This is a genomic window from Akkermansia muciniphila ATCC BAA-835 (assembly GCF_000020225.1).
GTDB classification, from domain to species: domain Bacteria; phylum Verrucomicrobiota; class Verrucomicrobiia; order Verrucomicrobiales; family Akkermansiaceae; genus Akkermansia; species Akkermansia muciniphila.
Window position 1 is genome coordinate 95,412 of record NC_010655.1, and the last position, 14,004, is coordinate 109,415.

General features: G+C 56.2%; 10 protein-coding genes and 1 tRNA gene. 9 read left to right on the forward strand and 2 right to left on the reverse strand.

Going from position 1 to position 14,004, the window contains the following annotated elements:
- Positions 1 to 167: 167 nt before the first annotated feature.
- From tcdA to AMUC_RS00440, 3 genes are all read left to right on the forward strand, one after another.
- On the forward strand, positions 168 to 962 hold the full coding sequence (tcdA, locus tag AMUC_RS00430) for a tRNA cyclic N6-threonylcarbamoyladenosine(37) synthase TcdA (protein ID WP_012419133.1): 795 nt from the start codon (positions 168 to 170) through the stop codon (positions 960 to 962).
- On the forward strand, positions 959 to 1,474 hold the full coding sequence (locus AMUC_RS00435; RefSeq protein WP_012419134.1) for a hypothetical protein: 516 nt from the start codon (positions 959 to 961) through the stop codon (positions 1,472 to 1,474). The genes tcdA and AMUC_RS00435 overlap by 4 nt, the downstream gene beginning before the upstream one ends.
- Positions 1,475 to 1,577: 103 nt before the next feature.
- Positions 1,578 to 1,663, forward strand: a tRNA-Leu gene (locus AMUC_RS00440).
- 211 nt (positions 1,664 to 1,874) lie between these two features.
- Here the strand turns inward: AMUC_RS00440 and AMUC_RS00445 are convergent.
- Positions 1,875 to 2,837 carry a carbohydrate kinase family protein gene (locus AMUC_RS00445; RefSeq protein ID WP_031929976.1) on the reverse strand — a complete coding sequence of 321 codons (963 nt, stop codon included), beginning with the start codon at positions 2,835 to 2,837 and terminating at the stop codon, positions 1,875 to 1,877.
- Between the two features lie 494 nt (positions 2,838 to 3,331).
- On the opposite strand from AMUC_RS00445, the gene AMUC_RS00450 reads away from it, so the two are divergent.
- The 6 genes from AMUC_RS00450 to AMUC_RS00485 all read left to right on the forward strand — a co-directional run bounded on the left by AMUC_RS00450 (position 3,332) and on the right by AMUC_RS00485 (position 13,125).
- Positions 3,332 to 3,835, forward strand: coding sequence for an 8-oxo-dGTP diphosphatase (locus AMUC_RS00450; RefSeq protein WP_012419136.1), 504 nt, complete (start codon positions 3,332 to 3,334; stop codon positions 3,833 to 3,835).
- Between the two features lie 847 nt (positions 3,836 to 4,682).
- Positions 4,683 to 5,882: a glycine C-acetyltransferase gene (gene kbl, locus AMUC_RS00465; RefSeq protein WP_012419137.1), complete on the forward strand. Its 1,200-nt coding sequence runs from the start codon at positions 4,683 to 4,685 to the stop codon at positions 5,880 to 5,882.
- 14 nt (positions 5,883 to 5,896) lie between these two features.
- A complete protein-coding gene (locus AMUC_RS00470; protein WP_042447441.1) occupies positions 5,897 to 8,536 on the forward strand; it encodes an SUMF1/EgtB/PvdO family nonheme iron enzyme in 2,640 nt (879 codons plus the stop codon).
- Between the two features lie 161 nt (positions 8,537 to 8,697).
- A complete protein-coding gene (locus AMUC_RS00475) occupies positions 8,698 to 9,468 on the forward strand; it encodes a ParA family protein (RefSeq protein ID WP_012419139.1) in 771 nt (256 codons plus the stop codon).
- A gap of 239 nt (positions 9,469 to 9,707) precedes the next feature.
- Positions 9,708 to 12,461, forward strand: a complete 2,754-nt coding sequence (locus tag AMUC_RS11655) for a protein kinase domain-containing protein (RefSeq protein ID WP_157738204.1) — start codon at positions 9,708 to 9,710, stop codon at positions 12,459 to 12,461.
- An 85-nt stretch (positions 12,462 to 12,546) separates the two neighbouring features.
- A complete protein-coding gene (locus tag AMUC_RS00485) occupies positions 12,547 to 13,125 on the forward strand; it encodes a hypothetical protein (RefSeq protein ID WP_012419141.1) in 579 nt (192 codons plus the stop codon).
- 315 nt (positions 13,126 to 13,440) lie between these two features.
- Here AMUC_RS00485 and AMUC_RS00490 read toward each other — a convergent pair whose 3' ends face one another.
- Positions 13,441 to 13,905, reverse strand: a complete 465-nt coding sequence (locus AMUC_RS00490; protein ID WP_233420554.1) for a hypothetical protein — start codon at positions 13,903 to 13,905, stop codon at positions 13,441 to 13,443.
- Positions 13,906 to 14,004: the final 99 nt, after the last annotated feature.

Consider the following 14,004-nt stretch of genomic DNA (forward strand, 5'->3'; position numbering starts at 1 on the left):
AGCTGCCGGCGTCCCGCCTCCCCTTCCCGGAATAACGGGAAGCTGGCTGTGGCGTCCGGAATCCAAGGATTTCCCGCGTTTCCATATTTTCAGGATGAAGCAACGGACAGAAACCCGGGCGCCCTTATTCCCCTTAATCTCCCATACTCTGGAACAGACACGTGGTCATGAACTATGAAGCCAGATTCGGCGGTATAGGCCGCCTGTACGGAAACAGCGGACTATCTCTTCTCAGAAGCGCCCGCATAGCCGTCGTCGGCATTGGGGGTGTAGGTTCCTGGGCGGCGGAAGCCCTGGCTCGGTCAGGCGTAGGCACTATCATTCTGATGGATATGGACGACCTCTGCATTACCAACACCAACCGGCAAATACATGCGTTGGCGTCCACAATCGGGCAATCCAAAACGGAAACCATGGCCACACGCATCCGGGAAATCAACCCGGAAGCGGAAGTCATTCCCATCAGCAATTTCTACACGGCCTCCAACGCGGAAAAACTGCTGTCGGCGGAACCGGACGTCATCATTGACGCCATCGACTCCCTGATACCCAAGGCCCACCTCATCGCCTCCTGTTACCGCGGCAAGCAACCGCTGGTAACCTGCGGCGGCGCGGGAGGGCGCATCAATCCCGCCCGGATAGAAATAGACGACCTCTCCCGCACCAGGGGGGATCCCCTGCTCTCCAGCTTACGCTACAGGCTGAAAAAAGATTATGCCCTTCCGCTTGGAGAAAAAGCCCGGAAACTGAAAATCCCCTGCGTTTTCTCCCAGGAAACGCCCGTATACCCCACCTGCGACGGAAAAACCTCCTGCACACGTGATCCGGAATTTCAAGGGAAAACGGGTTGTGACGCCGGATTCGGCTCCGTCACCCATATCACGGGAACCTTTGGCTTCTTTGCGGCTTCCGCCGCCATTCAAATGCTCTTAAATAAGAAAAAAACACCATCGTCATCATGAACAAACTCCTGCTTTCCCTGCTGGGGGCCGCCCTCCTTCCCGCCTTGACCCAGTGCAACACCCTGGAAAAAGACATTGCCGGCATCAACGCCCGCAATGCGGAAATAGCCTGCGAACCCAGGGGAAACTACTTCGTCGGCCGCCGCTACCATGTACCGGCAACGCGCTTCTGGGGATACCTGCGCCAGCCGGGCCAGACTTGGAGAACGGCCCAACTCGTCATCATGGATGAAAGCGCCTGCCGCACCCCGGACCGCCTGCCGGAATACACCGGAAATCCGCGCTACGCCTACGACAACAACTATGAATACAGGGTATACGGCAAATACACGGGCAAATACGGTTACGAACCCAATTCCAATCTGAAGCTGCCCATCTTCAAACCGACCAGGTTTGAAGTGGCCAACGCCAACCCCGGCTGGCTCTTCAAACCCTCGGAAAAATATGATACCGGAGCCGTTACTCTGCGCCCTGCTATCATGCCCGCGACAACCTCCCTCCCGGTCCGGTAAGAAAAACCTGTCCGCAAAAACGGGCCCGGAAAGATAAAAAAGAAGAAAAAGCTTGATATTTTCATTTCTCTGCGCTAAAAACTCTCTGCCTTAAGGCCTCCATGCTCAGGTGGCGGAATTGGTAGACGCGCTAGACTAAGGATCTAGTGGTGATAAACCGTAGGGGTTCGAGTCCCCTCCCGAGCACCATCCTCTTTCATACCGCAAGTTGCTGGTTTTCAGCTCTTGCGGTTTTCGTTTGCCGGCGGCGGGAAAATAAGCCGCAACACATTTTTTATCAACAGGGGAGGGCATGCGCTATAAAAAGAAAGGCATTTCCCCACTTCCGGCCCCCCCGAACTCTTACTTGCCGGAAACAATCCGGACGTAATCAGTGAAGGATTGGCCCTTACGGCATCCGTTAAAAACCCTCCGCCATCAGGGCCACGGCTTCTTCACGGCTCGGCATGGAACGGATGGCTCCCTTGCGTGTCGTCACAATGGAAGCGGCGGCATTGGCGAACAAAAGCATGTCCGCCAACTGGCCTTCCGTCAGGTTTTCCAGCCCGGTTTCCAGAATCCGGTCCAGGCAGCATCCCAAAAAGGCGTCTCCGGCTCCTGTTGTGTCAATAGTCTTGACGTTCAAGTACGTAGGCTGGTGAATAAGTTTGCTTTCATAGGCAGCCCAGCTTCCTTTTCTGCCCCCCGTCACCAGAATAAGGCGCAAATTGTCGAACTCCCTCTGTAAAATCCTCAATCCTTCTTCCATGGTGGCGCAGCCGGTGAGGAAGAGAAGTTCCTCCATTTCTATTTTCATGACGCTGCATGCGCCGCATCCGTAGAGCATTTGTTCCCGGGCCAGTTCCATATCAGGCCACAGGGGCGGACGGAGATTGGGGTCAAAAGAGATGAGTGCTCCTTTTTTCCGCGCATGGCTGACGGCATGCCGGGTAGCCCTCCGAACATCATCATGCGTCATGGAAATCGTCCCGAAATGGAAGACGCGCGCGTGCTCCACCAATTCAAGGGCCACTTCTCCCGCAGTCAGCTTCATATCGGCGCCGGGATTACGGTAAAAGGAAAATTCACGGTCTCCGTGTTCGTCAATCTGAACGAAAGCCAACGTCGTATTGACTTCCCGGGATGCGACGAGACCTGAATCTCCAATGCCTTCTTCCTGAAGCGTGCGGCGAAGCATTTTCCCGAACATGTCGTGGCCCACTTTGCCAATGAAGGAGGTTTTGCGCCCGAGCCTGGACAGCATGGACAGGACGTTGCAGGGAGCTCCGCCCGGATTGGCCTGATAAACGGGCAGTTCCCGGTCATTTATTCCGCAGGGAGTGAAGTCTATCAGCAATTCTCCGAGAGCTACGACGTCATACATGCTTTTGCAAATGTTGAAAGTGAACCTTCCGGCGAAATATAAACCGGGAGAGATAAAGAAGCATAGAACGCGACGGCCTTGCGGGAAAAGGAAAAAGAGATTCATTCCAGTCATGGCGGAAAAGGAATTTCCCCTTTTATCCCGCCCTGCAGAAGCCTCGGAGGTTGAAGGAATGCCCAGATGTGAACAAGTATGGCATATATCCCTAACGCCCTCCACTCAGGAAATGCCCATCAAGATGAGACGGCAAAAACAGTCCTGCGCGAGGCACGCGCGGAACGCAGGAGAGAGTGTCCCCAACGGGGCAAATGCCCCCTTACGGGCATTTATGGGCGCGACTTCTTCTGCTCCCTCCCATTCCTCCGCAACAAACACGCATTTTCAAGGCATTTCAAGCTTCTTTAAGAGAATTCAACCCTTTTCAAGCATGTGTGATGGTCACAATATTCCGCATTTTTCTTCATGATTCCCTTCCCATCCTGTAATATGCGCCCATGCAAGAAAAAAGCAGCGGCTTTCAATGGCCCGCACAGTGGACCCCCGATATTCTCGCCACGTTGATGTTCGTGGTGCAGAAAGGAAGGATTCTCCTGATACGCAAAAAGAGGGGAATCGGCGCGGGCAAGGTGAACGGCCCCGGCGGAAAGTTTGAACCGGGGGAAACGGCCCTGCAATGCGTTTTGCGGGAAGTTCGGGAAGAGCTTCACATTGATATTGAGGATGCCCGGGAAATGGGCGTGCTGAATTTTTCCTTTGCCTGCGGCACCATTCCGGAAATCCGCTGCCACGTGTTTATGGCGACGTCTTTTACAGGCACCCCCACGGAAACCCCCGAGGCGGAGCCCTTCTGGTGTCCGGTGGACGGGATTCCCTATGACCTCATGTGGCAGGATGACCGGTTCTGGCTGCCCGCCATGCTGGACGGGAAACGGTTTGAGGCGTTTTTCACGTTTGAGGGGGACCGAATGCTGGAATTTTCCCTGAAAGCAGAGGATTAAATCGCCAAGAAACCCCAGGTTGCGGCCTCCTCCCTTTAAGCCGGATGGGGAACGCTGAACTTTTTTTATTCCGCCCTTCCCCCCGGAAGCAGCAGATTCAGAAGGAGGGGGAAACAGCACTGCCCGGCGCTCCAGAAAAGATTCCCTGAAATTCACCTGAAGGTGGGGGGCAAAGAGGGGGCATTTGCCCTTGAAGACCATTCTGAACAGCAGCTAACGTTGAAGAACCGGCTTCCGAAAAAAATGGACCTTCCCCCTTGTACCGGGATACATCGTATTCATCCCCTTACCTCCAGGTATCCTGAAACGGATCATAGGAATTGCTCCGGACGCCTGCATCGCAGAGGTTTCCCCATGGCGTCCAGAAAAAGGAAAGTTCTCCCTGCCGGAAACCGGTTCCGGCTTGAGGTTCATGCGAAGGGCTGGAATTCAGCCAAATCCGCGGCTCCGTAAGAAAACGGGGGGATGGTTGCATAACCGGAACCGGTAATGGAGGTTCAAGGGAGCAAATCAGCTCCGGCCTTTATTTTTTCCAAGCGCATCCGAATATCCCCTGGTGCATCAAATCCCTTTTCCGTAAACGGGAGGGGGCTTTTCTTTTTGCCCGGTATCCGGGAAATGCTGATTTTTCCGATGTTTTGCCTTCTTTTTCAGGTAATGCGCGGATGCCTACGCCCTTGCCGCTTTTTTACTTTGCACGGGGAAAGGACGGCTCCCGCCTCCGGGCATCAGGCCGTATTCTTTAAGCTTTTCCTCCCGCTTCCGTTGTGATAATGATGCGGGAGCAACCGTGTGATCCTTGATCGTTCACTTGCTGACTATTTCAATTCATATTCCATTATTCAACATGTATACCCCCGAATTCAAAAACATCCTCACTTCCACCCTGGACGGACTGCGTGCGGAAGGACTTTACAAGGAAGAACGCTTTATCGCCTCCCAGCAGTACTCCCAGGTGACGCTGAAGGACGGACGCTCCGTCATCAACATGTGCGCCAATAATTATCTGGGCCTTGCTAATAATCCGGAAGTGATGGAAGCCGCCAAGAAAGCCATCGACCAGTGGGGTTTCGGCATGGCGTCCGTGCGTTTTATCTGCGGCACGCAGACCCTTCACCGTCAATTGGAAGAACGTCTTACCCAATTTCTCGGCACGGAAGACACGATTCTGTTTCCCTCCTGCTTTGACGCCAACGGCGGGCTGTTTGAAGGCCTCCTGACTGCAGACGACGCTATTATTTCCGATTCCCTGAACCACGCTTCCATTATTGACGGCGTGCGCCTCTGCAAAGCCAAGCGCTTCCGTTATGCCAACAACGACATGGCAGACCTGGAAGCCAAGCTCCAGGAAGCGGACGCCGCCGGAGCGCGCGTGAAGTTGATTTCCACGGACGGCGTCTTTTCCATGGACGGCATCATTGCTCAGCTGGACAAGATTCACGAGCTGGCAGCCAAGTACAATGCCATTGTCCACTTTGACGACTGCCACGCCACGGGCTTCCTGGGCGAAAAGGGCCGCGGCACGCATGAATACCGCGGCCTGTTCGGCCATATAGACATCACCACCGGCACCCTGGGCAAGGCACTGGGAGGCGCTTCCGGCGGCTACGTCTCCGGCCCGAAAGAAGTAGTGGATGTCCTGCGCCAGAAGGCGCGCCCGTACCTGTTCTCCAACAGCGTGGCCCCGGCTATCGTAGCCGCTTCCATCAAAGTACTGGACCTGTTGGAACAGTCCACGGAAGCGCGCGACCGCGTAGAAGCCAATACCAAGTATTTCCGTGACGCGATGACGGGAGCCGGATTCACCATCGGCGGCAAGGACCACCCCATTTCCCCGGTCATGCTGGGGGATGCCGTCCTGTCCCAGAAATTCTCCGCCCAGCTTCTGGACGAAGGAGTGTACGCCGTCGGCTTCTTCTATCCCGTCGTTCCCAAGGGACAGGCCCGCATCCGCACGCAGATTTCCGCAGCCCATACCCGCGAACAGCTGGACAAGGCGATTGAGGCCTTCTGCAAGGTAGGTAAAAACCTGGGCGTTATTTCCTGATTCCCGCGCTTTCCATGGCTTCGGACGCATCACCCATGCCCGGCGGCAACCTGCCGACGCTGCCCGTCAAGCGGGTGGTGCGTCCCACTCCCTCCATTCCGGACCATGAAGTTGTACGCCAGATAGGGAGCGGCGCGTACGGAGAAGTATGGCTGGCAAAATCCCTGACCGGGGCGTGGCGCGCCGTCAAAATCGTATGGAGGGAGGATTTTGAAGACGAGCGCTCTTTCAACCGGGAATTTGAGGGCATTCTCCAGTATGAACCCATCGCCCGCAACCATCCGGGGCTGGTCCATATCCTGCATGTAGGGAGGCATGACCAGGATTCCCCGTTTTATTATTACGTCATGGAACTGGGCGACGACGCCCGCACCGGAGTTCATATTACACCGGACGAATATATTCCGCGCACGCTCCAGACGGACAAGAAGTTTTCCGGCAACAAGCCTCTTCCCCTGGATTACTGCCTGGAGGTAGGCAGCCAGCTGGCCCACGCCCTGCTGTACCTGCACAGCAAGAACCTGACGCACCGGGACATCAAGCCGGCGAACGTCATCTTTGTCAACGGGCGCCCCAAACTGGCGGACATAGGCCTGGTGGCCCATCTGGACCAGCGCAGCTTTGTAGGGACGGAGGGATTCATCCCCCCCGACGGCCCCGGCACCCGGCGGGCGGACGTTTACGCGCTGGCCAAGGTTCTGTATGAAATCAGCACGGGAAAGGACCGCATGGATTTTCCCGAACTCCCGGATGACTTGCCGGAAGGCACCGTGCGCAAGAAATGGCAGGCCTTCAACACCATCATTTGCCAGGCGGCGGAACCCCGCATTGAAGAATGCTCCATTGATTCCGCAGAGGAGCTGGCGGAAAAAATAGACGCCCTCCGGGGGTATGAAGTGCCTTCCCGTTTCCGTCTTCAGAAGAAAAAGAAACGCCGCAAACTCAGACGGGCCCTCCAACTTCTGGCTGCAGCCGCCGCCGGAGCCCTGACTGCCTACTGGGGGGCTTTATGGCTCAACAACAGCCAGCATCCGCCGGAGGAACCTGCCTCGGATATTCATCCGGATATCCACTCATCCGCTCCGGAAGAAGAATCCCGGACCGGATACGTGCTGGTGACCAGCTCCCCGGCGGGAGCGTCCGTGTATGATGCGGACGGCAACTATCTGGATGAAACTCCCTACGGCCCCATTGAACTGCCTTCCGGCTCCCCGGTAGCCTATACCATCAAGAAATCGGGGTTTGCGGACAAGGAAGAGGCGGGAACCGTCAAAGGAGGGTCCACGCTGGCCCTGGGCGGCGTGCTGAAAGAGTACCATCCCCCTACGGACAGCCAGCCCTGGAAGGATACGGAGGGTGTTACGTACCTGCCCGCAGAAACGCGCCATGTGGCGCAAGGCCCCCTTACCGCCGCCCTGTTCAACAAATTTCTGAAGGAGGACCGCCAGAAAGGGAACTTCCAGATGAAAAGGGAACAGACGGAACCGGGGCATCCGGAGAAGGATGTGGCCCTGCTCACGCAGGACGGCATCACGGCCTACCTGGCGTGGCTGAACAAGAAATGCGAGCGGGAGGGGCTGCTGGGCAAGGAATTTTCCATCAATGCGGATCCGCTTCCGCAGGCTTCCGGCAGCACGGAAAACCACAATGCCTACGTCCTGAACGTCACCCGCGTGTTCCAGGTGCCCATTACCGTCACCACCAATCCGCCGGGAGCCAGCGTTTTTTTCAATAACAGGCTCATCGGGCGTACCCCCATTGAAGAATACGTCAACCAGGTTCCCTACGTCATTGAAATCAAACTGCCGGGGCACGCCACCATGCGTCGCAGGGGGCTGGATCCGCAGGACTTATACCTTTCCCTGCAGTTGGAACCGGACAAGTCTGTCGTTTTTGGCTCGCCCTGGACCAACAGCCTGGGCATCAAACTGGTCCCTGTGGGTGGGAATGCTCTGGTCATGACCCACGAAGTGCGCGTAAAGGACTTTCAGGAATTCCTGAAAGCTACCGGAAGGAAAGCTCCGGCCCGGCCCGGCTTTCCCCAGGGAGAAGACCACCCGGTGGTGAATGTCAGCAGGCAGGATGCGCGCGCCTTCGCCAGATGGCTTACCAGCAAAGAGCGGGCCCTGGGCCTGATTGATCAGCACGACTCCTACCGTCTTCCCAAGGATGAGGAATGGAGTTCCTGGGTGCGTCTGACGGATGAACAGGGAGCCTCCCCCTATGAAAAGACGCTGCCTCATGAAAACTCCCGGGAAGCCTTCCCGTGGGGGTATTCATGGCCGCCGCCTGATAAAACGGGAAATTTTGCGGACCAGTCCGCCCTGATTTACCTGCCGTCCTCCCGCGTTATCGTAGGATATAACGACGGACAGCCGTATACGGCCCCCGTAAAAACCTTTCCGCCCAACCACCTGGGCCTGTACGACCTGGAAGGAAACGTCATGGAATGGGTAGACGATTCCTACGGGGGGCCGGAATCCCTCCCCATCCGCAACTACGGCGTCGCCCGCGGAGGCAGCTACCTGTCCTTCCGCCCCAAACAGCTCACCACTTCCATCCGCACTCCCCTGCCGGAAAATACGAGGGATAACGCGCTGGGCTTCCGTCTTATCCTGTCTTCCGAACGCCCCGCCATTCCAACAGCTCCCTGACGCCGTATCTGCGGCAGCGGTTTTCCCCGCTCTTTCCCCCTCTGAAACACACCGCCCCCCAAGGGGGAAAACCCTGAGGCTTGAGAGAGCTTCCGGCTCTCCGGGAAAATGATTGAAAGGGCCTCCCGTTATGCTACCATTTTTCCGCATCCTTTTCCTGAATGAAAATAATCGCCATCGCCAACCAGAAGGGGGGAGTGGGAAAAACCACTACGGCTATCAACATGGCTGCCGCCCTGGCTCAGCTGAAAAAGAAAATCCTTGTCATTGACCTGGACCCGCAGGCCAATGCCACCAGCGGCATGGGCATTGACGGAAAAGACATGCCCAGCCTGTATCCGGCCCTGCTCGGCCAGCTTCCGGCGGAAGAGTGCATCCTGCCTTCCGGCAGGAAACGGCTGGATATCATCCCCTCCACCATGGACCTGGCCGGCGTGGAAATAGAATTGGCCCGTTCCGGCAACCATCTGACCCGCCTCCGGGAAACGCTCGCCCCCCTGCGGGAGTCGGACACCTATGATTACTGCATCATGGACACGCCACCTTCCCTGGGCGTTTTAATGACCTCCGCCTTGGCCGCCTGCGACGAAGTGCTGACTCCCCTCCAATGCGAATGGTTCGGTTTGGAAGGGCTGGCCAAGATTCTGCACGTGACGGCGCAAATCTGCGCCAGCGGCGCCAATCCCCGCATTCGGCATGAAGGAGTACTGATGACCATGTATGACGGCCGCACCAATCTTTCCCGCCAGGTCATCGACCAGGTGGAACGGCATCTGCCCCAGATGCTGTACAAAACGGTCATCCCCCGTTCCATCCGGCTGGGGGAGGCTCCCAGTTTCGGCCACACCATTTTTGAACACGATCCTTCCGGAGCTGCGGCGGACGCCTACCTGAAAGCAGCCCGGGAATTCATCAAACGCCATAAACCCTGAACATTTGAAGAAACAAGCTTCCCGGAATGCCGCAAACCTCGGCGAGAGGAACAGGCAGAAAGGGCACCGCAGAAAACTTCCTCCTTCATTTTGCCTTCCGGGTTTGTTGCGTCCATTTAACGTCAGGAAAACATCTTCCATACCGCCCCCCCGGAGACGGAGGAAAACAGGCATTCCCCTTGACTTGACTTCCGCGGCATATAAGAATGCTCCAGCTCCGTTTCAGGAACTTTCCCCTCATGCCAGCAGAAGAAGGCCAGCCAGACGACCAGCCCCGGGTGACAGGGCAAGTCCCGCCTCCCGCTCCGACGACAGGCCTGGAACAGATTCTGCCCGGACGTCCGCCCCTGCCCCATGCGGAAGAAAAAGGGGCCTTTTTCGTTTACCAGCGGGAGCTGGCTCCCGGCACGCGCCTGGAACAATATGAAATCATCCGCGTCCTGGGCAGCGGAGGTTTTGGCATCACATACCTGGCGAAGGATCTGTTCCTGAACCGCAACGTGGTTATCAAGGAAAACTTCCCTTCAAGATACTCCTACCGGGACCCTCTGACCGGGCATATCCGGCCCAATAATGAACACGATCTGGAAAATTACACCTGGGCTCTGAAAAGTTTTCTGAGCGAGGCTCAGACGCTGGCGGAGCTCAACAACCCCGGCATCGTCAGAATCCTTTCCGTCTTTGAAGCCAACGGCACGGCCTACTTCGCCATGGAGCATATTACCGGCCTTTCCCTGGATTATCTGGGGGAAAAACTTCACAGCACCGGACACCGGTATACGGAAGACGAACTCAAGGGGCTGCTGACGCGTCTGCTCCGGATTCTGGACTATCTCCATTCCCGGCACATTTACCACCGGGATATCAAACCCGGCAACATCCTGCTGACGGAGGAAGGCACGCCCGTGCTGATCGACTTCGGAGCGGCACGGCATGCCCTGAAACTTCATGCCGCCACCGTCCTGACCACCCAGGGGTATTCCTCCCCGGAACAGGCGCTGGGCAAAACGAATATCGGCCCGTGGAGCGATCTCTATTCCGTAGGGGCCACTTTTTACGCCCTGCTTACAGGAAATCCTCCGGACCGTGCGGAAGCGCGCCTGGCGGAAGATGAAATGCAGCCGCTGCACAGCGACCCCGTGCTCACCCGCTATTACTCACGGCAGTTCCTGCTTTCCCTGGACAAGGCGCTGGCCCCCCAGATCAATTGCCGCTACCAGACTGCCGGCGAATGGATTCACGACATTTGCGCCATTTCCGGGGAAGAATCCTCCGCCACTATTCAAGTCCTCCCGGCAGACCTCCGCCATGCCCATCCGGAAGGAATGCCAACTCCCGGCGCCGGGAAAAACATCGGCAGCAGAAAGGCCGCCACCGGAACGGACGGTCTTCATTCCGCCTCACGCAGGCAGTCCGCACGCGCTCTTCGCCGCAACCGCCACATGATGTCCCTGCTGGTAGGAAGCGCATGCACCATCCTGCTGGGAGCGGGAGCATTTTATCTGCTGGATTACATGAAAAAAGCCCCTATGGGCACTACCATCAATACCATCAAGGAAGCCATCCAGCAGCCCGCGGCAAGCTCCAACGTGGGAGAACCGGAACCGCCGCCACGGGATCTGGCATCCATCCGCATTCCGGAACTCAAAATAACGGAAGACGCGGCGCTGGAACCGCGGTCGCTGACGGAGTTCCGTTTGCGCCTTGACGACACCATCCTGACCCGTTCCGGGCTTCCTCCCATCCTGCCGGAAAAACTGCGCATCTCCTGCATTTATCTCCAAATCATTCCCCCGGCAGCAAACGGGGAAAAACTGTACCTCACCATCCGGGACTCCAACGGCGTCCTGGTGGACCGCTCCATCAATGCCGTCCCCTCCTTCACGGTGCCGGGGCAATCCACCTCCACCTTTTTCTTTCCCGCACTTCCGGAACTGTCCACGGACCGCACCTACACGTACTCCTTTGAAAATGCCGCCCACCAGGCTGTTCCCATGCAAATGGCATGTTTCAAAAACGAGACGAAACGCACGGAGGAAGCCTTCCCGAAAATCCGTTTCATCGCTGCTCCTCCCGTGCCGGAACCAGCCCTGCTCCATGACCCGGCCTACAAAAATCTTGTGGCGGCAATCGCCGCGCCCTCCCCGGAGAACAAAAATATTCTCGACCAGGCAAGTTCCATGCCGGGCATGCTGCCGGCCCTGGAGCAACTTTCCAAAGCCGGCTACCCGATAGCCCAGCAGGCACTGGGGAAAACCCTCATGTCTCCGGACTGTCCCGGCGGTTCCAGGCCGGAAGAAGGCGTGGAATGGCTTTACCGTTCCGCCACAGGAGGGTGCTATGAAGCCATGAAAGAGCTGGGCATCCTGCTCATGGACATCCCCTCCTATTTTCCCCGCCTTCCCCAGCAGCCTCCCCTTGCCTCCCGGGATTACGCCCAGGCGACGCGTTTCCTGAGAATGGCGGTCCAATACCGGGACCAGGAGGCCCTGTACCTGCTTTCCCTCATGTACTCCCAGGGCTGGGGCGTACCCGCCTCCCCGGAACTTTCCAGCCTGATGATGGAACGCCTCAATGGATCCTCCTACTCCACGGACAGCCTGAATCCCAACGCGCCTATCGCGGCGTACTGGCTTCCCCTTCCTCTCGCCGGAGAAAAAAACACCATTCTGCGCTTCACTATTCCAGGGCCGTTCGCCCCGTCCCAGCTCAAGGGCGTTACTCTGCACAACACAAGCCTGAAGGATGCCTTCTCCATCAGTAAAATCAATATCCTCCAACATGGGCGCCTCATTCTGGACATCATTTCCCCCCAGGAAGTGCTGCCTGGCAAAAGCTCCGCTCCCATAGGCATATCCATCCCGGAAGGGCTGCTGGCGGATACGACCCTGCCTCTGGAAGTGGAAATTTTGCTGACCCCCGGAAACAGCTGCGGCGTGGTGGAAATGCCCCCTCCGGTGGAAAAGAAAAACTCCGGAATTGAAATCAATTAAGCTTCACCGCTTTTCAACGTGAAACAGCAACAGGGGAAACGGAAAACACCCTTGATTCCCGCTTGGGGCATGCTACAAAAGATAAATGAATGCCTCTGTTTTCCTGCGGCGCATGCTCCCTATGCTGGCCGCGTTCCTGATGGCCTCCTGCGGTGATCCTACCGTCTCCTACTGGAAAGAGGTGGCGGACATCAATACGGAATACTCGGAAAAAAGCGACGCACTGGTGCAACACCTCCTGAAACTGAAAAAGAACCCTACCCTTCCGGGCCTGGAAGAAAGCAGCAGGGATGCGGCTGACCTGTTGCGGGAAAGGGATGAAGAACTGGCGGACCTGAGCACGAAAAACGTGGATCCCGCCGTGACGGCCTATGTGGAAGAAGACCGCAAGCTTTTTGCCAGAGGAAGGGAATTGGCGGAACGCTACCAGCAATACTTTGAAAAATATCTTAAGGGAGGACCGGATTTTACTCCGGATCCTTCCCGGGCCGTCGCCCATATAGGCCGGGGCCGGCAGGAAATACGCAAAATTCTGGCAGAAGCCCGAAAACTGGAAGCTCGGGCTGAAATGCTGAGAAAAGAAAAATCAGCTGAGCTTGAGCAAGAACTTCCTCCGCTGCACTTTCGCCTTCCGGAGTTGAAACAACTTCTATCCAGCCGTTAGAAAACGCGCACGAACCACTTGCATCAATGCGGAGTCTCGGCCAGTCTGACAGCGTCCTTTCCTTTGCACGGGCGGACACAACCGGTTCCTGAAACTTTCCCCGTCCATGTTACGGAAATATCCTTTCCCTGGATTTACAGGAAAAACGAGTCCCCCTGCTGTCCATCGTCGTTTATTTCAGCATTCAAATTTCATTCCCTGAATACCCCTTAGCACAGGCTTCATAGTTTAAAATTCCAAAGAAGGAGTATGCCTCCCCTCCACAAAAAAGCCCCGTTCATATTTCATGAACGGGGCTATATTAATTTTTCAAATTCACCTGGGAGTTTGATCAATGACGATAAAATCCTTTTTCCCCACATACTCCCTCCGGGCACCCGGATCTCCATATTCGTCCCGGAAACGTACTTCCAATTCATATATTTTCCCGCTGGCCAGAGGTTGTAAACAGGTCAGCAGCAAATACGCATCCTTGACGGGCACTTCATGTTTCTCTCCGGGGTTTAGAGTAATAAAGTGCATAAGATTCGCGACACGCTCCATTTGATAGGAGGGAAGATACCATGCCGTTGGCCTTTTTCCCTTCTTTCCGTTTCCCTTACTCCATATCTTGATGATCATATTCGGCCCGCGTTCCTTGAAAGGATAGAAGTCGTCGAAAAGACGCACAGCCTTTTCTCCCTTATTGGCAAACACCAGCTTGAAGTCCGGAAAAGCGGCTCTTGGATCGAACGAAGCCTTTTCCATCACCACGGAACATTCAATCCCGTTATCGGCCATATCCCCCCATGCAGGAGCATGGAAGAACAGGCTGACCAAAAGCCCTAAAATTTGGAAGATTTTCTCATTGCAGCGCGAGCTTTTGGGAGAAGGCGAGAA

Coding starts and splice junctions, on each gene's coding strand:
- tcdA (WP_012419133.1), top strand. CDS start 168: ATGAACTATGAAGCCAGATTCGGCGGTATAGGCCGCCTGTACGGAAAC.
- AMUC_RS00435 (WP_012419134.1), top strand. CDS start 959: ATGAACAAACTCCTGCTTTCCCTGCTGGGGGCCGCCCTCCTTCCCGCC.
- AMUC_RS00445 (WP_031929976.1), bottom strand. CDS start 2,837: ATGTATGACGTCGTAGCTCTCGGAGAATTGCTGATAGACTTCACTCCC.
- AMUC_RS00450 (WP_012419136.1), top strand. CDS start 3,332: ATGCAAGAAAAAAGCAGCGGCTTTCAATGGCCCGCACAGTGGACCCCC.
- kbl (WP_012419137.1), top strand. CDS start 4,683: ATGTATACCCCCGAATTCAAAAACATCCTCACTTCCACCCTGGACGGA.
- AMUC_RS00470 (WP_042447441.1), top strand. CDS start 5,897: ATGGCTTCGGACGCATCACCCATGCCCGGCGGCAACCTGCCGACGCTG.
- AMUC_RS00475 (WP_012419139.1), top strand. CDS start 8,698: ATGAAAATAATCGCCATCGCCAACCAGAAGGGGGGAGTGGGAAAAACC.
- AMUC_RS11655 (WP_157738204.1), top strand. CDS start 9,708: ATGCCAGCAGAAGAAGGCCAGCCAGACGACCAGCCCCGGGTGACAGGG.
- AMUC_RS00485 (WP_012419141.1), top strand. CDS start 12,547: ATGAATGCCTCTGTTTTCCTGCGGCGCATGCTCCCTATGCTGGCCGCG.
- AMUC_RS00490 (WP_233420554.1), bottom strand. CDS start 13,905: ATGGCCGATAACGGGATTGAATGTTCCGTGGTGATGGAAAAGGCTTCG.